17 protein-coding genes are annotated in these 19,097 nt (G+C 69.3%); 14 read left to right on the forward strand and 3 right to left on the reverse strand.

Annotated elements, in window-relative coordinates; translation table 11 throughout:
- Positions 1-3: 3 nt before the first annotated feature.
- Positions 4-1,161 carry a mandelate racemase/muconate lactonizing enzyme family protein gene (locus tag YIM_RS32390; RefSeq protein ID WP_153033935.1) on the forward strand — a complete coding sequence of 386 codons (1,158 nt, stop codon included), beginning with the start codon at positions 4-6 and terminating at the stop codon, positions 1,159-1,161.
- A gap of 39 nt (positions 1,162-1,200) precedes the next feature.
- On the opposite strand, the gene YIM_RS32395 is transcribed toward YIM_RS32390, so the two are convergent.
- Positions 1,201-1,719 (reverse strand): MarR family winged helix-turn-helix transcriptional regulator, encoded by a 519-nt coding sequence (locus YIM_RS32395; RefSeq protein WP_228004144.1) that lies wholly within the window; start codon positions 1,717-1,719, stop codon positions 1,201-1,203.
- A 73-nt stretch (positions 1,720-1,792) separates the two neighbouring features.
- On the opposite strand from YIM_RS32395, the gene YIM_RS32400 reads away from it, so the two are divergent.
- Positions 1,793-2,584, forward strand: coding sequence for an SDR family oxidoreductase (locus YIM_RS32400; protein ID WP_153033936.1), 792 nt, complete (start codon positions 1,793-1,795; stop codon positions 2,582-2,584).
- Between the two features lie 36 nt (positions 2,585-2,620).
- A complete protein-coding gene (locus tag YIM_RS32405) occupies positions 2,621-3,568 on the forward strand; it encodes an amidohydrolase family protein (protein ID WP_153033937.1) in 948 nt (315 codons plus the stop codon).
- A gap of 24 nt (positions 3,569-3,592) precedes the next feature.
- Here the strand turns inward: YIM_RS32405 and YIM_RS32410 are convergent, their stop codons facing one another.
- The gene (locus tag YIM_RS32410; RefSeq protein WP_153033938.1) at positions 3,593-4,576 is read right to left on the reverse strand and encodes a LacI family DNA-binding transcriptional regulator; all 984 of its coding nucleotides are present in this window, start codon (positions 4,574-4,576) and stop codon (positions 3,593-3,595) included.
- A gap of 188 nt (positions 4,577-4,764) precedes the next feature.
- Between YIM_RS32410 and YIM_RS32415 the strand changes: the two genes are divergently transcribed.
- From YIM_RS32415 to YIM_RS32460, 10 genes are all read left to right on the forward strand, one after another.
- Positions 4,765-5,985, forward strand: coding sequence for a glycoside hydrolase family 1 protein (locus YIM_RS32415; RefSeq protein ID WP_153033939.1), 1,221 nt, complete (start codon positions 4,765-4,767; stop codon positions 5,983-5,985).
- A gap of 10 nt (positions 5,986-5,995) precedes the next feature.
- Positions 5,996-7,795, forward strand: a complete 1,800-nt coding sequence (gene uidA / locus YIM_RS32420; protein WP_153033940.1) for a beta-glucuronidase — start codon at positions 5,996-5,998, stop codon at positions 7,793-7,795.
- Positions 7,792-8,808, forward strand: a complete 1,017-nt coding sequence (locus YIM_RS32425) for a D-2-hydroxyacid dehydrogenase (RefSeq protein WP_153033941.1) — start codon at positions 7,792-7,794, stop codon at positions 8,806-8,808. Before uidA ends, YIM_RS32425 begins: the two co-directional genes overlap by 4 nt.
- Before the next feature lie 100 nt (positions 8,809-8,908).
- Positions 8,909-10,432, forward strand: coding sequence for an ABC transporter substrate-binding protein (locus YIM_RS32430; RefSeq protein ID WP_153033942.1), 1,524 nt, complete (start codon positions 8,909-8,911; stop codon positions 10,430-10,432).
- Positions 10,419-11,207, forward strand: coding sequence for an alpha/beta fold hydrolase (locus tag YIM_RS32435; protein ID WP_153033943.1), 789 nt, complete (start codon positions 10,419-10,421; stop codon positions 11,205-11,207). Before YIM_RS32430 ends, YIM_RS32435 begins: the two co-directional genes overlap by 14 nt.
- Before the next feature lies 1 nt (position 11,208).
- Entirely contained in the window at positions 11,209-12,099 is an 891-nt protein-coding gene (locus YIM_RS32440) for an NAD(P)-dependent oxidoreductase (RefSeq protein ID WP_153033944.1), read from the forward strand.
- Complete coding sequence (locus tag YIM_RS32445; protein WP_153033945.1) at positions 12,096-13,037, forward strand: ABC transporter permease; 942 nt, start codon at positions 12,096-12,098, stop codon at positions 13,035-13,037. The genes YIM_RS32440 and YIM_RS32445 overlap by 4 nt, the downstream gene beginning before the upstream one ends.
- The gene (locus tag YIM_RS32450) at positions 13,034-14,797 is read left to right on the forward strand and encodes a dipeptide/oligopeptide/nickel ABC transporter permease/ATP-binding protein (protein ID WP_228004145.1); all 1,764 of its coding nucleotides are present in this window, start codon (positions 13,034-13,036) and stop codon (positions 14,795-14,797) included. Before YIM_RS32445 ends, YIM_RS32450 begins: the two co-directional genes overlap by 4 nt.
- Positions 14,797-15,645 carry an ATP-binding cassette domain-containing protein gene (locus YIM_RS32455; protein ID WP_153033946.1) on the forward strand — a complete coding sequence of 283 codons (849 nt, stop codon included), beginning with the start codon at positions 14,797-14,799 and terminating at the stop codon, positions 15,643-15,645. Before YIM_RS32450 ends, YIM_RS32455 begins: the two co-directional genes overlap by 1 nt.
- 16 nt (positions 15,646-15,661) lie before the next feature.
- Positions 15,662-17,707, forward strand: coding sequence for an alpha-amylase family protein (locus YIM_RS32460; RefSeq protein ID WP_153033947.1), 2,046 nt, complete (start codon positions 15,662-15,664; stop codon positions 17,705-17,707).
- 181 nt (positions 17,708-17,888) lie between these two features.
- Here YIM_RS32460 and YIM_RS32465 read toward each other — a convergent pair whose 3' ends face one another.
- Positions 17,889-18,377: a MarR family winged helix-turn-helix transcriptional regulator gene (locus YIM_RS32465; RefSeq protein WP_153033948.1), complete on the reverse strand. Its 489-nt coding sequence runs from the start codon at positions 18,375-18,377 to the stop codon at positions 17,889-17,891.
- Positions 18,378-18,495: 118 nt separating this feature from the next.
- Here YIM_RS32465 and YIM_RS32470 point away from each other — a divergent pair, with 118 nt between their 5' ends.
- Complete coding sequence (locus tag YIM_RS32470; protein ID WP_228004146.1) at positions 18,496-19,083, forward strand: MBL fold metallo-hydrolase; 588 nt, start codon at positions 18,496-18,498, stop codon at positions 19,081-19,083.
- The last annotated feature ends 14 nt before the right edge of the window (positions 19,084-19,097 follow it).

A 19,097-nucleotide genomic window follows, 5' to 3' on the forward strand; every position in this document is an offset into this window, starting at 1 on the left:
GCAATGCGGATCGTGAACGTCACGACGGCAGTGGTGGCCTACCACGGTCAAGCCACGCTGGTGCGGATCGACACCGACGAGGGCGTCAGCGGGTTCGGCGAGGCCAATCCCGATGCCGGCGCGGGCGCCGTCGTCGGAATGATCAGCTTCCTGACGCCCCTCCTGATCGGCGAGGACCCGCGCAACGTCGAGCGGTGCTGGGAGAAGCTGCGCCGCGGCAAGGTCTTCGCGGGCCCCCAGGGCGGGGTGTCCGTGATCGCCCTGTCCGGGATCGAGCTCGCGCTGTGGGACCTCGCCGGCAAGGCCGCGGGCCAGCCGGTCCACCGGCTGCTCGGCGGGAAGTTCCGCGACCGGATCCGCCTCTACGCCGACTGCGGCGACGGCGACGACCCAGCGGGCTCGATCGCCGGGTGCGTCGACCGGGCCCAGCGGATGGTCGCCGAAGGCTTCACCGCCATCAAGTTCGACATCGACGACCTGCACCACCCGGCCAAGTTCGACGCCTTCAACCACACGATCAACGCCGCCGAACTGCGCTCGATGGTCGACCGCGTGGCAGCCGTACGGGAAGCGATCGGACCGGACGTCGATCTGGCCATCGACCTGCACGCCCGCTACGACGTGCCGAGCGCATGCCGGATCTCGTGGGAGCTCGAGCCGTTCCACCTGATGTGGCTCGAGGAGCCGCTGCCGGCGGAGAACGTCGACGCGCTGGTGCGGGTACGCGCGCAAACCCGCACGCCGATCTGCGCGGGCGAGAACCTCTACCTGCGGTGGGGATTCCGCGAGTTGCTCGAACGCGGCGCCGTGGACGTCATCGAGCCGGACGTGCCGAAGTGCGGTGGCCTCGCCGAGGCCAAGAAGATCGCCAACCTCGCGGAGCTCCACTACATTCCCTTCGCACCGCACCTGGTGTCGACGCCACTGGGCACGATGGCCACGTCGCACCAGTGCGGAGCGATCCCCAACTTCCTCGTCCAGGAATGGCACGCCCTCGAGGAGCGCGCGGTGTGGGACAGCTACGTCCACGCCCCCGACGGGAGCGGCTCGATCGTCAAGGACGGCTACATCACCCTTCCCGACACTCCCGGCATCGGCGTGGAGCTCGACATGGACGGCGTCCGGGCACACGCCGTCGCGGGCTACGGAGTGTTCGAGTAGGGGAGCTGCCGCAAGCCGGGACGGATGTCGACGAGCTGGTCAACGCGCGGATCGATCCGGCGCTGCTGTACCGCTACGAACCCCGCTTCCGTCGGCGGCCGGTGTTTCCTGCATGACGTCGGCCACCTGGTGCAGCAGGTTCTTCAGCTGCCGCGCGTCGGTGACACCCAACGCCTGAACGACCTTGTGCTCGAGCGAGGCGATCACCGCGTCCGCCGCGACCAGTTCCTCCTCGCCGCTGCCGGTGAGATACAGCTCCTGGATGTGCCGGTGCCGCGGATGAGCGCGGCGCCGCAGGTGGCCACGTTTCTCCAGCTTGCCCACCAGGGACGCCACCGCCTGCGGGGTCACCCCGAGCCGCCGCGCGAGCTCCGCGCCGGTGAGCCCCGGGTCCACCCGAACCGCCAGCATCAGCGAGTAGTGCGCCGGAGCCAGGCCCAACGGCCGCAGTCGTTGCTCCTTCAAGGCCTGCATGGACATCTCGGCTCTCCGCAGCGCCCAGAGCACTCGATCCAGGGGGCCGTCCAACGGGGCCATCTTCTCCACGGGGTCGTCCACCGGCGGAGCATACAACATGTGCTTCATATCAAACGCTTGACATTAGACAGCCATTTGAGGCTACGGTGTGGGCATGACCCGAACCCTCGCGTTGATCACCGGCGCTTCGTCCGGCATCGGAGCGGCCTACGCCCGGCTGCTCTCCCGCGAACACGACTTCGTCCTCGTCGCCCGGCGGCTCGACCGGCTGAACGAGCTGGCCGCGGAACTCCGCGCAACCGGGGCCGCGGTGGAGGTGCTGCGTGCCGACCTCGCCACCCCCGGTGGTCTGGCGAGGGTGAGCGAGCGCCTGGCCACCGGCGATGTGCGGCTGCTGATCAGCAACGCCGGCGCCGGTGGATACGCGCGGCTCGCCGACGTCGACCCGGCCGACGTCGACCGGCTGCTGACGCTCAACGCGGTCGCCCCGGCCCGGGTGGCCCACGCCGCTCTGCCGGGGATGCTCGCCGCGAACGAGGGGGCGATCGTGACCGTCGCCTCCCTGCTGGCGTTCAGCGCACAGGTGACCGACGAACGGATTCCGCCCCGGGCTCTCTACACGGCCGCGAAGGCGGCCACAGTGGCGTTCACTCGCACCCTCGCGACCGAACTCGCCGGCACCTCCGTCCGGATGCAGGTGGTGTGCCCCGGAATCGTCGCCACCGACTTCGACGGCGGTTACGGAATCGGTGTGCCGACAGCCATGTCCGCCGAAGACGTCGCCGCCGCGAGCCTGTCCGGTCTGCGCTCGGGCGAGACCATCTGCGTACCCGGCCTGGAGGACACCACCGCCATCGACGCACTGGCCGGTGCCGAAACCGCCCTGCTGCTCGGCGGAAACCGGCCTACCCCGGCCACGCGCTACACGCTGGACACCGCCGGCTGACCCACCCGGCACATCTCCGTCCTCAAAGGAGCAATCATGCGCATCGTCGCCATCGAAGAGCACTACGTACCTCCCGAACACCTCGTCGGCACGGATACCTCGTGGATGCCGCACGGACTGTCCGAACGGCTGACCGGCACAACCGACCGCAGGCTCGCGGACATGGACGCGGCCGGAATCGACGTCCAGGTGGTCTCCTTCTCCTCACCAGTGGCGAACGAACTGTCCGCAGAACAGACTCGCGCGGTCAACGACGTCATGCACCAGCGTTTCGTCGCTGCCCGGCCGGACCGCTTCTCGGCGTTCGCCGCCTTGCCCGTCAGCCTTCCCGAAGCGGCCGCGGCCGAACTTGAGCGCGCCGTCGACCAGCTGGGTTTCGTCGGGGCGATGATCTGCGGCACCGTCGCGGGACGGTTCCTCGACCACCCGGACTTCGATCCGGTACTCGACGCCGCGGCGCGCCTCGGTGTCCCGCTCTACCTGCACCCCGGGATGCCACCGCGAGCAGTGTCCGACGTCTACTACGGGGGCCTGAACCCGTCGATCGGACAGGTGCTCCAGACCGGAGGCTACGGCTGGCACTACGAAACGTCACTGCACGCGCTGCGCCTGATCGTCACCGGGGCATTCGACCGCCACCCGGACCTGAAGATCATCATCGGACACCTGGGCGAAGGGCTCCCGTTCCACTGGGAACGGATCGAAGAAATGATGTCGCTGTACGCGCCGCGGGCCGACCTCGCCAAGCCGATCGACGACTACCTCCGAGAGAATTTCTGGATCACGACCAGCGGCTACTTCTTCGACGGCCCGCTCCGGCTGGCCCGGGCGACGTTCGGCGACGAGCGGATCATCTTCTCCGTCGACTACCCCTTCTCCGAGAACAAGCACGCCACTGACTGGCTCCGGCAACTCGCCCTGCCCGCCGGAACCCGCGAGCGGATCGCCCATGGCACCGCCGACGCCCTCCTCGGCCTGCGGTGAGACCCGCCGAGGCACCCTCCGGTGTCAGGTGGAGCTGCGTCGCACGAGCAGCGGCCCGCCCGCGTCCGACGACGGCTCGACCTTCTGGCCCGACAGGGTGGCCACGATCGCTTCAGCGCGCCGACGGCCGGCCTCGTGGACGTCGAAGCGGATCGTGCTGAGCGGCGGGGCCGCCAGCTTCGCCGTGGGGATGTCGTCGACGCCGACGACGGCCAGCTCTTCGGGAACGGCGACGCCCTGGTCGCGCACACCGGCCAGCACGGCGATCGCGGTCTCGTCGTTGTAGGCGCACACGCCCGTCACGCCGCTCGAACGCCACCGCGTCACCGCCCGGCTCGCGTCGGCGATTTCCAGGCCGATCTCTTCCACCACCGGAGCGGCGATACCGGCCGCGGCGCATGCACCGGTGACACCGGCGAAGCGCGCGTCGGCCATGACGCGCAATCCGGGATGGACCGGCATGGCGTAGCCGAGCCGGCGGTGCCCGAGGCTGATCAGGTGCTCTGCCTGTAGCCGGCCGGCCAGCTCCATCGCGTCGCCGACACCGCCCCGCGGGTCGGAGAGCGGCAGCACGACCTCGGCGCCGGCCCGGTGCAGAGCGTCCGCGGTCTCGGCGTCGAACGGGCTCAACCCGACGACCGCGGAAGCGTTGACGGTCGCGCACACGTCCGGCAGCCGGTCGTGTGCTCCCGCGAGGTGGGTGATCAGGGTGAGTCCGTGCTCGGCCAGCGCCGCGGTGAGTTCCTCGACGAAGCGGCTGGTGCCGGGCCCGAGGCGGGTGTCCGGGATCGACAACAGGACGAGGTCGCTGCGCCCGGCCGCGAGGGTGCGCGCCGACGCGTGCGGACGGTAGTCAAGGCGCCGGGCCGCCTCCAGCACGCGTTGCCTGGTCTCCTCGGGGATGGACTGACCTGGCCGGTTGTTGAGCACGAAGCTCACGGTGGTGCGTGAGACACCAGCCGCACGCGCGACGTCCTCGCTGGTACTGCGTCTACTGGATCGCGTCATGGACCTCTCGCCACTCACTGGTCGTGCCAGGGTGGCACGACATGCAGATATAGCGCGCGTTAGTTACTCAGAGACACACCCCGAACGTCGCCGTTACCCAGTCGTTATGCGCGAACCCCTTGCTGCGCAAACCGTCGACAGCGTCTACTAACGCGCGTTGGTAACGCGTGTTTGTTAGGAGTTCGCCGATGGTGTTCCCCGACGGCTTCCTCTGGGGCGCGGCTACGGCCGGTCACCAGGTGGAGGGCAACAACATCGCCAGCGACCTCTGGGCACTGGAGCACGCGCCCGGCTCCCGGTTCGCCGAGCCGAGCGGAGACGCGTGCGACCACTACCGGCTCTACCGCGAGGACCTCGCGCTGCTGAAGGAACTCGGCTTCACCAGCTACCGCTTCTCCATCGAGTGGTCGCGGGTCGAGCCGGAGCCCGGCTTCGTGTCCCGGGCGGCGATCGAGCACTACCGCGACGTGCTGACGGCCTGCCACGAATTCGGGCTGACCCCGATGGTGACGCTGCACCACTTCGCGAGCCCCAAGTGGCTGCCGGACCTCGGCGGCTGGGAGGGCGGGGAGACCCCTGACCGGTTCGCGGCCCACTGCCGCGTCGTGCTGGGAGAACTGGGTTCGCTCATCCCCTACGTGGTGACGATCAACGAGGCGAACATCGCCCGGCTGACCCACCAGATGATCAAGGACCTCCCCGCTCGGCAGGCGGCCGACCAGGCGCCGGTCGGTGCGGACATCACGGGCGCGCTGCTCGGCGCCGACCGGCCGAAGGTGTTCCTGTTCGCGTTCGGCGAAGCCGGGCCGGACATCGCGAAGCGGGCACACGTGCTGGCACGACAGGCCATCCGGGAGGTCAGTCCGTCCACAAAGGTCGGAATCACCCTCGCACTGCAGGACTACCAGCCCGCACCCGGCACCGAGGAAGTCGCACGCGAACGGTGGGCGGAGACCTTCGGCGACTATCTGCCGACGATCGCGGACGACGATTTCCTCGGTGTGCAGAACTACACCAGGGCGCGTGTCGGGGCATCGCCTCCGCCGGAGGACGCCGAGCGCACCCAGATGGGATACGAGTTCTACCCGCGGGCGCTGGAGAACGTGCTGCGGCGCGCCGCCACCGCGGGCCTGCCGCTGTTCGTCACCGAACACGGCGTCGCCACCGCCGACGACACCCGGCGGGTGGAGTTCGTCCGCCAAGCGACCGATGGCCTGCAGCGTTGCCTGGCCGACGGCGTCGACGTGCGCGGCTACTTCTACTGGTCGGCCTTGGACAACTACGAGTGGATGTTCGGCTACCGGCCGAAATTCGGCCTCATCGCCGTCGACAGGGCAACCCAGCGGCGCACGGTCAAGGACAGTGCGCGCTTCCTGGGTGCCATCGCCAAGCGCAACTCCCTGAGCTGAGAAGGGGATCATGCTGAAACCACGCATCACCGCCACCCGTGAGCTGGTCAACCTCGACGGGCTCTGGCGGTTCGCCGTCGACAAACCCGCGGTCCCCCAGCCGTGGCACGCACTGCTCGACGGCGGTACCGAAGCCGCGGTGCCGTCGAGCTACAACGACCTGTTCGTCGATCCGGAGATCCGCGACCACGTGGGCTGGGTGTGGTACCAGCGCACCGTCCGCGTGCCGCGAGGCTGGGCCGGAGACCGCATCCTGGTGCGGGTGGACGCGGCTACGCACGCCGGCCGGGTCTACGCCGGCAACACGCTGGTCGCCGAGCACCAGGGCGGCTACACGCCGTTCGACGCCGACGTCACGGACCTTGTCGTGGCGGGCGAGGAGTTCCGGCTGACCATCGGGGTGAGCAACGAACTCACGAACGTCACCATCCCGCCGGGCAGCGTCACGGTCGCCCAGGACGGCCGCCGCAGCCAGAAGTACCTGCACGACTTCTACAACTACGCGGGCCTGGCCAGATCGGTCTGGCTGTACAGCGTGCCGCGGACCCGGATCACCGACATCACCGTCGTGACCGATGTGGACGGTACCGCGGGCACCGTGGACTACAGCGTCGAGACGTCGACGGCCGCCGAGGTCCGGGTCCGCCTGCGCGACGAGGCTGGTGCCGTGGTCGCCGCCGGGGACGGCGCGAACGGCAGGCTGCGCGTCGAGAACGCCGTCCTCTGGCAACCGGGGGCCGCGTACCTCTACCGGCTCGAAGCCGAACTGTTCGACGGCGATGTCCTGCTCGACAGCTACCCGCTCGACGTGGGCATCCGGACCGTCGAGGTGCGCGGCACCCAGTTCCTGATCAACGGCGAACCCTTCTACTTCACCGGTTTCGGCAAGCACGAGGACTCACCGGTCCGGGGCAAGGGCCACGACGACGCCTACCTGGTGCACGACTTCCAGCTGTTGCGGTGGGTCGGTGCCAACTCTTTCCGCACCTCGCACTACCCCTACGCCGAGGAAGTGATCGAGTTCGCGGACCGGCACGGCATCGTCGTGGTCGACGAGACCGCGGCCGTCGGTCTCAACCTCGCTGTGACGGGCGGGCTGAGCGGCGTCGGTACCAAACCGACGTTCTCCCCGGAGACCTTCGGCGACCAGACGCAGGCCGCGCACGCCCAGCACATCCGGGAACTGGTGGCGCGGGACAAGAACCACCCCAGCGTGGTCATGTGGTGCCTGGCCAACGAACCCGCCTCCCACGAGGACGGCGCGCGGAAGTACTTCGAACCACTCGTCTCGCTCACCCGGTCGCTCGACCCCACCCGGCCGATCACCTACAGCGTCGTCATGTTCGCGACCTTCCGGAACGACAAGATCGCCGACCTGTTCGACGTGCTGAGCCTCAACCGCTACTACGGGTGGTACCTGGACAACGGCGACCTCGCCAGCGCGGAACGGAACCTGGAGAAGGAGTTGCGCGGCTGGGCCGAGCGGTTCGGCAAGCCGCTGATCATGGCCGAATACGGCGCGGACGCCATGCCCGGACTGCGGTCGGTGTGGGACATTCCGTGGACGGAGGACTATCAGCAGGCGTTTCTGGCGATGTGCCACCGCGTGTTCGACCGGGTCGACGCGGTCACCGGTGAGCACGTCTGGAACTTCGCGGACTTCGCCACCGCTCCCGGGATCCACCGCGTCGACGGCAACCGGAAAGGCGTCTTCACGCGTGACCGCAAGCCCAAGTCGGCCGCGCACGATCTCCGCACCAGGTGGAAGCTCGCGCGGCGACCCGCGAGTCCGAGGAGTTCCGGGTCATGAACGGCGACCACCCGGCTCGAGAGATCCACAGTGTGCTGGCTACGGTCATGTTCGACGACGGCCAGGTCGAGCAGTTGCGGCAGGCGTTCGCGCCGGCGGAGTTCGTGCACGTTCAGCCGTGGGACGCCGACGGGATCGCGGCGGCACTCGAGCACGCGGACGTCGCCGTGATCGCGGGAGACCTCGACGACCGCCATCTCCGCGCACCGAGGTTGCGGTGGGTGCACTGCGACCACTCGGGACTCACCAGGTCCGCGCGGCCCGAGGTGTTCGAACGCGGCCTGCTCGTCACCGGCTCCGCGGGCCGGTCCGCTCCCGCGCTGGCGCAGCACGGGTTCTACTTCGCGCTCGCGCTCACGTTCGACGCGCGGGGGCTCCTCGAGATGCAGGACGCGCACCAGTGGAGACCGGCTCCCGGCTACGAAAAGCAGCTCGCGTTGTGGGGCAAGACGCTCGGCATCGTCGGATTCGGCCACACGGCAAGGGAAATGGCGCGCATCGGCAAGGCGTTCGGGATGCGGGTGATCGTCTACCGCCGCAGCGCGGGCGCTGGGACCGCGGACGTGGACGTCATGCTGTCGGCCGACCGCGGCGACACCATGGACCGGCTCGTGGCTGAGGCCGATGTCATCATGCTCGCGACCCAGCTGACCGACGCCACCCATCATCTGTTCTCGGCCGGCGAGTTCGCCAGGATGAAGAGCACCGCGTTCATCATCAACATGGCGCGTGGACCGGTCATCGATCAGGACGCACTGGTGAAAGCCCTGCACGCCGGGGAGATCGCGGGCGCGGGACTCGACGTCGCCGACCCCGAGCCGCTTCCGCCGGAATCGGCGCTCTGGGACTCCCCCAACGTCCTGATCACCCCCCACCTGACCCCGGCTCTGCCGGACCGCACCCAGCGCTCGATCGGCATCGTCGTCGAGAACGCCCGGCGTTACCGCGCCGGCGAGCCCCTGATGAACGCGCTGACCGAGCGCGACATCTACACGCGGCACCGGCGCACCTGAACACCACGTCGCCGGCCGAAGCCACCCCAGGAGCACAACAGTCCAGATTGGATCGCGGCAGCGCCGAATCCATCGCGTTCATCACAAAGGTGTGAGTCAAATGCATGTTCGTTCGCGCAAGGCGCGGTGGACGGTGACCGCGGTGGTCGTCGCGGTCCTGTTGCCGATCTCCTCCTGCGGCAGTCCCGAGTCCGGCTCGTCGGGCGCCGGCACGCTCACGCTCGGCGTGCAGGCCCCGCCGAATTCACTGGACCCGGTGCAGTTGCTCGAGGGTCAGCAGATGTACCTCTGGTCATCGATCTACGACACACTGCTCTACAACGACAACAACGCCGTCCTGCAGCCCAATGCCGCGGAAAGCTGGCAGTACTCCGACGACGCCCGCGAACTGACCTTGACCCTGCGCGCGGGCATGACGTTCAGCACCGGAACCCCGGTCACCGCGGCAGCCGTGCAGACGACTATCGAACGCACCAGGACCACCCCCGGACCACTGCAGAGCAACCTCGACGCTGTTCGATCGATCGAGGCACCCGACGACCGCACGGTGGTGCTGAACCTCGCCCACCCCGACCCCAACCTGCTCGGCGCCCTGGCTCAGGGCAACGGGGTCATCGCGGATCCAGCGACGCTCGACTCCCCGCAGACCGCGCTCGACCCGGTGGGTTCCGGGCCGTACACGCTCGACCGCCAGGCCACCGTCAACGGCTCCAAGTACGTGCTGCACCGCCGCGGCGACTACTGGAACGCCGCGGCCTACCCGGCGCGGACGGTCACGATCCGGGTGCTCCCCGACCGCACGGCCCTGTTCAACGCGCTGCTGTCCGGCGAAGTGGACGCCGGCTCCGTCGACGCGAACCAGGCGCAGGCCACCCAGAACGCCGGACTGACCCTCAAGCGCGTCGACGGGCTCGCGGTCGGGGAATTCGTCCTGGCCGACCGGGGCGGAAAGCTGGCACCGGCGCTGTCCGACGTCCGGGTGCGGCGCGCGATCAACATGGCGTTCGACCGCCAGAAGATCGTCGACAAGATCCTCGGCGGTCTCGGTCAGCCCACCACCCAGATCTTCAACCCGAAGTCACCGGCGTACCTCCCGGAACTCAACGACCGGTATCCCTTCGATCCCGAAGGCGCCCGCCGTTTGCTGGCCGAGGCAGGCTACGCGGGCGGATTCACCCTCACCATCCCGGCCAACGTGATGTCCCAGATGGTGCAGCCGACGATCACGCAGTCGCTCGCCGACATCGGCATCACCGCGGACTGGAAGCCGGTACCGCCGCAGGACAGCACGCAGACCGGTGAGTACCCGGTGTACTTCAACATCGCCGCCACCGTACCGGCACCGCGAACGGTCAACTCCAAGCTGGCCGCGGCCGGATCGACAAACCCGTTCAAGCACCAGGCCCCAGAACTGACCGCACTGCTGGACAAAGCAGCGGCCACGACGGACCCCGCCCAGGCCGACGAGGTCTACCGGCAGATCAACACCTACGTGGTCGACAACGCCTGGTTCGCTCCGCTGTTCACCAGCAGCAGCAACTGGGTGACCAGGCCGGGCGTCGAGTACCTGGGCACCGGCGCGAACGTGCTCTCGACGATCAGGACGTTCGATGTCCGCCAGTGAGGAAACCCCTGACGTGGTGGTTGATCGTGCGACCGGACCGGACGGCGCCGCCGGAACGATCGTCCTGCTGAACTCGCTCGGCACCACGACCGCCCTGTGGGACGAGGTCGTTGCGCCACTGGCGGAATCCTTCGACGTGGTGCGGTTCGACCAGCGCGGCCACGGTACCGCCGCGGCGGCCCCGGCGACCGCGCTGCTCGACGACCTCGTCGACGACCTGTTCGCGGTCCTCGACCGGCACGGTGCGGCCGGCGCGCACCTCGCCGGGATCTCGATCGGCGGCATGATCGCGCTCCGCGCCGCGAGCAGGGCACCGGACCGGGTCCGGTCCCTGACCGCGATGTGCTGTGCCGCCGTGCTGGACCGGCGGAGCTGGATCGACCGCGCCGCGACGGTCCGGCAGCACGGCCTGGACCCGATCGTGCCCGCCGTGCTGGAGCGGTGGTTCGCGCGGGACTTCCGGGGCCTGCGGCCCGAGGTGGTGCGGGCGCACGAGGACATGGTGCGGTCGACGCCACCCGAGGGTTACGCGATGGGGTGCGACGTGCTCGCCGACGCGGACGTCCGGAGCGACCTCGCCGCGATCGACGCCCCCACCCTCGTCATCGGCGGCGCCGAAGACCCGGCGACGCCGCCTCGGGAACAACGCGCCATCGCGCGCGCCATCGCACACGCCCGGCTGGAGATCCTGCCGTCGGTCGGCCACCTCGCGCCGGCCGCCGTACCGGAGACGGTGGCGAAGCTCGTGCTGGACAACGCAGTGAGGAGTGTCTGAAGTGGACATCGGCTTCATCGGTACGGGCGTGATGGGCCGCCCCATGGCGGCCAACCTCGCCGCGGCGGGGCATCGGCTGACCGTCCACCGCGACACCCCGGCGGCCCGCGACGCGCTCGGGACCACCGTCCACTACACGACGTCCGCGGCCGAGGCGACCCGCGACAGCGAGGTCGTCGTCCTCATGCTGCCGGACACCCCGGATGTCGAGAAGGCCGTGCGCGACGAGGACGGCGTCCTGAGTGCGCTGCGGCCGGGCACGCTGGTCATCGACATGAGTTCGATCTCCCCCGCGGCGGAACGAAAACTCGCCGAGGAGGTGCACCGGGCCGGCGGCACCCACCTCGACGCACCGGTGTCCGGCGGTGAGATCGGGGCCCGGGACGGCACGCTCTCGATCATGGTCGGCGGTGAGTCCGGCGCCGTGGCGAAGGCGCGGCCGATCTTCGAGGCGCTCGGCTCGAGGATCTCGCACATCGGCCCGTCCGGCGCCGGTCAGGTGGCGAAGATCGCGAACCAGGTGGTGGTCGGACTGACCATCGAGGCTGTCGCGGAGGCGTTGTACCTCGCCGAGGCCGCCGGCGCGGATCCCGCCGCCGTCCGTGGTGCGCTGATGGGCGGATTCGCCTCGTCGCGGGTGCTCGAAGTGCACGGCGCGCGGATGGTGACCGAAGAGTTCACGCCGGGCTTCCGGATCAGGTTGCACCGCAAGGACATGGGGCTCGCGGTGGAAGCCGCGGAGGAACTCGGCGTGTCATTGCCCGGTACGGGCCTGGTGCACCTGCTCATGAGCGAAGCGGTCGCGGCGGGGCACGGCGAACTCGACCACTCCGCCCTGCGGCTGCTCCTGGACGGATCGGCGAACCGGCTTGATCGGGAGAGCGGAGCATGATCACCTACATCGCGCGCCGGCTCGCGACGGGCCTGGTGCTCGCCGTGCTGGTCACCCTGATCACCTTCCTGCTGCTGAGCACGTCGTTCGACCGCGTGGTCGCGGCCGTGCTCGGCCCGGCGGCCACCCCGGAGCTCATCGGGCCGATGAAGGCCCAGATGGGGCTCGACCGCCCGGTGCTCGTGCAGTACCTCGACTGGCTGTGGCACACCGTGCGCGGCGACTTCGGCACGTCCTACTTCACCAGTGAGGACGTGGTGCACGCGGTGACCGGCAGGCTCGGCGTCACGTTGTCGATCATCGTCGTCGCCCTGCTGATCAGCGTCGTGGTCAGCGTGGCGCTCGGTGTGCTGTCCGCCGTGCGCGGCGGCGTCGCCGACCGGATCGCGCAGGGCCTGTCGCTGATCGGCCACCTGGTGCCCGGCCTGCTGATCGCCATCGTGCTGGTGTTCGCGGTGGCGATCAACCTGAAGCTGTTGCCCGCCACCGGGTACACGCCACTCGCGGAGGACCCCGGGCGGTGGGCGGCGACCATCACCATCCCGGTGATCGTGCTCGTCGTCAACGGAATCGCCAACATGACCGCGCAGATCCGCGGCAGCATGATCGACGAACTCCGCAAGGACTACGTGCGCACGCTGCGGTCACGGGGCATTCCCACGCGCTCGGTCATCTACCGCCACGCGCTGCGCAACGCCGCCGGACCGGCGCTCACCGTGCTGTCCCTCGAGTTCCTGCAGATGTTCGGGGCCGCTCTCATCATCGAGAACGTCTTCGCCCTGCCCGGGTTCGGCTCGTACGCGTTCAACGCGTCGCTCAAGGGTGACGTCCCGATCATCATGGGCATCACCGTGTTCAGCGTCCTGATGGTCGTCAGCCTCAATCTCGTGATCGACCTGGTCAACGGCTGGCTCAATCCCAAAGCGAGGATCCATTGAGCGTCGAAACCCTGACAGCGGAACAGAAGCCGGTCGCACCGCGCCGGTCGGCGGCCCGCCGGCTGCGGACGGACCCGCAGGCACTGATCACCGGCGGGCTGCTGCTCGTCATCGTGGTCATGGGCGTGCTCGCGCCCCTGCTGGCCGAGCACGGACCCAACGACTCCTCGCTCGACGCGGTCAACGCGGGCACCGGTACGCCGGGGTACCCGCTGGGCGGTGACCACAGCGGACGCGACATCTGGGCGCGGCTGCTGTTCTCGATCCGCACCAGCGCGGTGTCGGCGGTGGTCGCGACGACCGTGGCGCTCGTGGTCGGGGTGAGCTTCGGACTCGTCGGCGGCTACTTCAGCCGCCGGATCCGCGGTCTCACCGAATGGGTGTTCAGCCTGATCATGACCTTCCCCGGCATCCTGCTGCTGGTCGTGCTGATGCCGGTGACCAACGGCGACTACCGCGTGACGATGGCGATCTTCGGGGTGCTGCTCTCCCCCTCCATCTATCGCCTGGTGCGCAACCTGGTCGTCGGCGTGCGCAACGAGCTGTACGTCGACGCCGCACGGGTCTCCGGGCTGCCGGCGCGGCGCATCCTCCGCCGCCACGTGCTCGTCATCGTGCGCGGCCCCATCATCATCGCCGCCGCGTTCCTCATGGGCTCGGCCATCGGGGTGCAGTCCGGGCTGGCGTTCCTCGGCGTGGGATCGAACACCGTGCCGAGCTTCGGCGCCATGATCTCGGACGGGTTCCGCAACCTGTACGTCGACCCGTCGCAGTTCGCCTGGCCGAGCTTCCTGCTCGGCCTTCTCACCGCCTCGCTGGTGCTGCTGGGCAATGCGTTGCGCGACGCGCTCGAGGGATCCCGCCCGAAGCCGGTGAAGGTCGCCACCCCGGTCAGGAAGGAACCGGAGGCCGGCGAACCCACCGGCGACCTGCTGGCCGTGCACGACCTCACGATCGCCTATCCCACGCCGTCGGGAGAGCTGCGTGAGGTGGTGAGCCACCTCTCCCTCACCGTGGCCGCCGGTGAAACCGTCGGTGTGGCGGGAGAATCCGGCTCCGGCAAATCCCAGACGGCATTCGCGATTCTCGGCCTCCTGCCCGCGGAAGCCGTCGTCACCAGTGGTTCGGTCCGGCTGCACGGGCGTGAGCTGCTGGAGTTGGGTGAACGCGAGCTGTGCGCGGTGCGCGGGCGCTCGATCGCCTACGTCCCGCAGGAGCCGATGTCCAACCTCGATCCCTCGTTCACCGTGGGAGCCCAACTGGTCGAGGGCATCCGGGCCGCGCGCGGCATCTCGCACCGGGAGGCCAAAGAGCGCATTCTGGCCTTGCTGACCCGCGTCGGGATCGAAGACCCGGAACGCACCTTCGGCTGTTACCCCCACCAGATCTCCGGCGGTATGGCGCAGCGCGTGCTGATCGCCGGAGCGGTCGCGAGCGAACCGGCGCTGCTGATCGCGGACGAACCGACGACGGCACTCGACGTGACCGTCCAGGCCGAGATCCTCGACCTGCTGCGCGACCTGCGGCGGGAGTCCGGGATGGCGGTGCTGCTCGTGACGCACAACTTCGGCGTCGTCGCCGACAGCTGTGACCGCGTCGTGGTCATGCGCGAGGGCGAGGTCGTCGAGACCGACACCACGCTGACCGTCTTCCGCGAGCCGGAACACCCGTACACCCGCACGCTACTGGAGTCCATTCTGGACGGTAGCGCGGTGCGCACCGACCCTCCGGTCGCGGCCACAGCGCGAAGGGAACCGTGATGACGGCACCTCTGCTCGGCGTCGAAGACCTGCGCGTCACCTACCCCGGCCGGGGGTTTCGCGCGCGACCGGCCGAAGTGCTCCACGGCGTCAGCCTCACCATCGCCGAGGGCGAAACCCTCGGTGTGGTGGGCGAGTCCGGCTCCGGCAAGACCACGATCGGCCGGGCCGTGCTCGGTCTCGCCCCGCCCAGCGGCGGAGCCATCCGGTTCGGCGGCGAGGACATCACCCACGCCCCGGCCAAGCAACGCCGGGCGCTGGCCCGTGACCTCCAGGTGGTCTTCCAGGACCCCTACACCTCGCTCAACCCGTCACTGACCATCGGCGACATCCTGAGCGAGCCGCTGGTGGTGCAGGGGGTGAGCACGAAGGACGCGCGCGCCCGGGTCCAGGCGTTGCTCGACCAGGTCGGGCTGCCGGGTGACGCGGCGGAACGCCTTCCCCGCGAGTTCAGCGGCGGTCAGCGCCAGCGCGTCGCGATCGCGCGGGCGCTGGCGCCGCGACCGAAGCTCATCGTCTGCGACGAACCGGTCTCCGCACTGGACCTGTCGACCCAGGCACTTGTCCTCGACCTGCTCATCGACATCCAGCGCCGGACCGGCGTGGCCTACCTGTTCGTCTCGCACGACCTCGCGGTCGTGCGCCACGTGAGCCATCGCGTCGCCGTGGTGTACCGGGGCGACATCGTCGAAACCGGTCCAGCGGCCACCGTCACCTCCGAGCCCGAGCACGCCTACACCCGCAAGCTCCTGCTCGCCGCTCCGGTCCCCGACCCCGTCGCGCAGGCGAAACGCCGCGCCGAACGGCAACGGCTACGCGAGCCGCGACCGGCGCACGCCAACGCCTGAAGGAGGCTCATCACCCATGCCCAGCAGGTGGCAACAGCCGTTCACCGTCTTCCAGACCAACCTCCAGGAGATCGACGCCACCATGGACGTCGAGGCGGCGCTCGACGTCATCGAGCGCCACGGCGCCGACACGTGGCTGGTCAACGCCGGCGGCATCTCCGCGTTCTACCCGACCGATCTCCCCTACCACGCGACGAATCCCTTCCTCACCGACCGGCCGTCCGGCGATCTGCTGGGCGACGCGGTGAGCGCGGCGGGCCGCCGGGGTGTGCGGGTGATCGCGCGCCTCGACCTCTCCAAGGTCACCGCGCGGGTGGCCGCCGAGCATCCCGGGTGGCTGTTCGCCTCGGCCACCGGCCGGCCCCAGATCTACCACGCGCTGCACAGCACCTGCCTGTCCGGCGAGTACTACCAGCAGTGCGCGTTCGAAATCCTCGACGAGATCCTCGACCGCTACCCCGTCGACGGGTTCTTCTTCAACTGGTTCAACTTCAACGAGCGCGACTACAGCGAGGTCGTCCACGGCGTCTGCCACTGCGCCTCCTGCACGCGGCGCTTCGCCGAGTTCAGCGGCGGCCGGGAGCTGCCGGACAGCCAGGAGTCCGCCACGTTCGGGCTGTGGCGGCGCTACACCGAGGCCACCAAGGCCGAGCTGGGACGCCGGTACACCGATCACCTCGCGACGCGCGAACGCGACCTCGCGCTGGTGCTCAACAACGGTGGCTCGGTCGTCTACCACGAGGGCAACAACGCGTTCCGGCACATGCCGGGCAAGGAGCTGTGGCCGCACGGGACGGCCGAAGCGGTCAGCGCTCACGTCTCGGCACAGCCGGAAACCCCGTTGATCGTGAACGTACCGGCGCACATCGACGCCACCTACCGCATGGGCGCGGAACAACCCGAACACGTGGCCCAGCACCTGCTGCAGGGGATCGCCCGCGGGGGCAACCCCTCCACCTACATCCTCGGCGCGCCGGGCAGGCTCCCGATGGCGAGCGTCTCCCAGGCCCGCCACGTGACCCGGTTCCACCGCGACCATCACGACCTCTACGCGACACTGCGGCCTGCGGCCACCATCGCACTGGTGCGCCCGGCGTTCGGACGCGACGGTCATGCGAAGTTCCTGGAGACGGTCGAGGAGTTCCGCGGGGTTTACCAAGCGCTGCAACAGAAGCACCTGCCGTTCGACGTGCTCCCGTTCAGCGGCCTGACCTCGGCGCCGCTGGAGGGCTACCGGCTGATCGTGCTGCCGGGCGTCGGGGCCATCGGCCGGGACGCGGCGGCGGTGCTCGAGGCGTTCGTCGAACGCGGCGGAAACCTGCTGAGCACGGGCAACAGCGGCTTCACCGCGACCGGAGGCGCCGAACTGGCCGCCTTTCCCGCGGTGCGCCGGATCGGCGACGAGCTGTCCGGCAATCAGGTGTGGTCCACCTACGCCACTCTCGACGAACAGCCACGCATCGACGAAAACGCGTTCAGCGGCTCGGTTGTCCCCGTGTACGGCACCAATGCCCGCTGTGTCTGGAAACCCGGCACCACCAAGGCGGGCATGATTCTCGCGCAGGCACCGTGGGGCCCGCCCGAGCTGTCCTACGGCCACACCGCCACCGGCGACCCGGCAGTGGCCTCGATCGGATACGGCGCCGGCACGTCGTCGATGATCACCTGGACGATCGGCCGCACCTACCGCGAATTCGCCAAGACCGAGGTGCGCGATCACCTCCTGAGCGTCCTCGAACCACTTGCGGGCGTTCAGGTGAGTGCGGAGTTGCCCGAGCAGGTCGAGCTGATCCTCGGTCGCGACGACGACGGCCACGTGGTGCACCTGCTCAACCAGACCGGCGCCCGCCGCCGATCGTTCGGTCCGCACGTCCCCGTTGGCGAGGGCCGCCTCGTGATCCGGAACGCGACCGGTGGCGAACGCGCCACCGCACTGGTCGCCCGTCGTGAACTACCGGTACGGCGCGACGGGGACGCGCTCGTCATCAACCTTCCCGTCATCGAACTGTTCGAGGTCGTCCGCATCCGCGGGTTCGGTCTCTCCACGACACCGGGAAAGTGAGACTCCCAACTCGTCGAGATCGCGGCCGACCGCGGTGGCGAAGACTTCTGCGATGAGGTCGTCGACCTGCGGGAAGTAGTGGTGCAGCAGTCCGGGAGCCACTGGGGGCGATCATCTTCGGCCAGGTCGGCGACCGGATCGGGCGGCGCCCATTCCTCATCTCCGCGCGGGCACGGGTGGCTCAGCGACGCCAGGGCGGGTTGGTGATGGGGCCGTCCGGGTCCGTCAGGCCGGCGAGGATGGTCTCGCAGGCTTCACCGAACGCGTGGACCTGTTCGGGGGTGAGCCGGTCGAACACGGTGGCGCGGACGGTGGCGGCGTGTCCGGGGGCGGCGTTCTCGAGCACGGCCATGCCCACGTCGGTGAGCACGGCGAGTTGGCCGCGCTTGTCACCGGAGTTGCCTTCGCGACACACCCAGCCCTCGCCGACCATGCGGCCGATGACATAGGTCAGGCGACTCCGCGCGACCTTCAACTGTTCGGCGAGGTCGGTCATCCGCAGCCGCCGATCGGGCGCCTCGGAGAGGAACACCAGCACCGAGTAGTACAGGTGGCTGAGCCCCGCATCGTGCCGTAACTGCTGGTCGAGGGTGTCCTCCAGCAGCAGGCTGAGGTCCCGGTAGGCACGCCACGTCCGCTGCTCCTCCGCGGTCAGCCACCTGGGTTTCACGGCCACAGCCTAGCAGGTACGTGAAATTTGAAGTAAGAACTTGAAATTTGAAACATCTCTGGCTAGCGTCGCTGGTACTTCAAATTTGCAGTAGCGGATGCCCGCCGGGAGCACGAACGTGACCACCATCGACTTCACCGTCTTCGACCTGGACCTTCCCGCCGGCAGCAAGAACAAGACCGCCACCCTGATCACCGGCGGGCACGACGCGCTGCTGGTGGACGCCGGGTTCACCCGCGCCGACGGCCACCGGCTCGCCGCGGCGGTACTGGACTCCGGCAAGCAGCTGACTACGGTGTTCGTCAGCCACGGCGACCCGGATTTCTACTTCGGTGCCGAGGTCCTCGCCGACGCCTTTCCGAACGCGAGGCTCGTGGCCACCCCGCACGTGATCGAGCACATCCGGCACTCCTACGAGGGCAAGCTCAAGGCGTGGGCGACGCTGGGCGCGAACCTGCCCACCCGCCTCGTCGAACTGACCCCGCTGACCGGCGACCTCGCGCTGGAAGGCCACCGCTTCGAGCTCCGCGGCGGGCTGGCCGCCCTCGACCCGGACCTGGTCGTGCCCGGTCACCGTCAGCCCAGCCGACGCGTCCGCCCTCACCGCCACCCGCGACTACCTGCTCGCGTTCGAAGACGAACTCGGCAGGGCCGTGGACGGTGCCGAGGTCGCCAAGGGCGAGATGCGCTGGGGATGACCGACTGACACAGAAGGAGCTG

This window comes from Amycolatopsis sp. YIM 10, from assembly GCF_009429145.1.
Classification (GTDB): domain Bacteria; phylum Actinomycetota; class Actinomycetes; order Mycobacteriales; family Pseudonocardiaceae; genus Amycolatopsis.

What these genes read in the sequence shown, in the direction of transcription:
- YIM_RS32390 (WP_153033935.1), top strand. Translation starts at nt 4, where the DNA reads ATGCGGATCGTGAACGTCACGACGGCAGTGGTGGCCTACCACGGTCAA.
- YIM_RS32400 (WP_153033936.1), top strand. Translation starts at nt 1,793, where the DNA reads ATGACCCGAACCCTCGCGTTGATCACCGGCGCTTCGTCCGGCATCGGA.
- YIM_RS32405 (WP_153033937.1), top strand. Translation starts at nt 2,621, where the DNA reads ATGCGCATCGTCGCCATCGAAGAGCACTACGTACCTCCCGAACACCTC.
- YIM_RS32410 (WP_153033938.1), bottom strand. Translation starts at nt 4,576, where the DNA reads ATGACGCGATCCAGTAGACGCAGTACCAGCGAGGACGTCGCGCGTGCG.
- YIM_RS32415 (WP_153033939.1), top strand. Translation starts at nt 4,765, where the DNA reads ATGGTGTTCCCCGACGGCTTCCTCTGGGGCGCGGCTACGGCCGGTCAC.
- uidA (WP_153033940.1), top strand. Translation starts at nt 5,996, where the DNA reads ATGCTGAAACCACGCATCACCGCCACCCGTGAGCTGGTCAACCTCGAC.
- YIM_RS32425 (WP_153033941.1), top strand. Translation starts at nt 7,792, where the DNA reads ATGAACGGCGACCACCCGGCTCGAGAGATCCACAGTGTGCTGGCTACG.
- YIM_RS32430 (WP_153033942.1), top strand. Translation starts at nt 8,909, where the DNA reads ATGCATGTTCGTTCGCGCAAGGCGCGGTGGACGGTGACCGCGGTGGTC.
- YIM_RS32435 (WP_153033943.1), top strand. Translation starts at nt 10,419, where the DNA reads ATGTCCGCCAGTGAGGAAACCCCTGACGTGGTGGTTGATCGTGCGACC.
- YIM_RS32445 (WP_153033945.1), top strand. Translation starts at nt 12,096, where the DNA reads ATGATCACCTACATCGCGCGCCGGCTCGCGACGGGCCTGGTGCTCGCC.
- YIM_RS32455 (WP_153033946.1), top strand. Translation starts at nt 14,797, where the DNA reads ATGACGGCACCTCTGCTCGGCGTCGAAGACCTGCGCGTCACCTACCCC.
- YIM_RS32460 (WP_153033947.1), top strand. Translation starts at nt 15,662, where the DNA reads ATGCCCAGCAGGTGGCAACAGCCGTTCACCGTCTTCCAGACCAACCTC.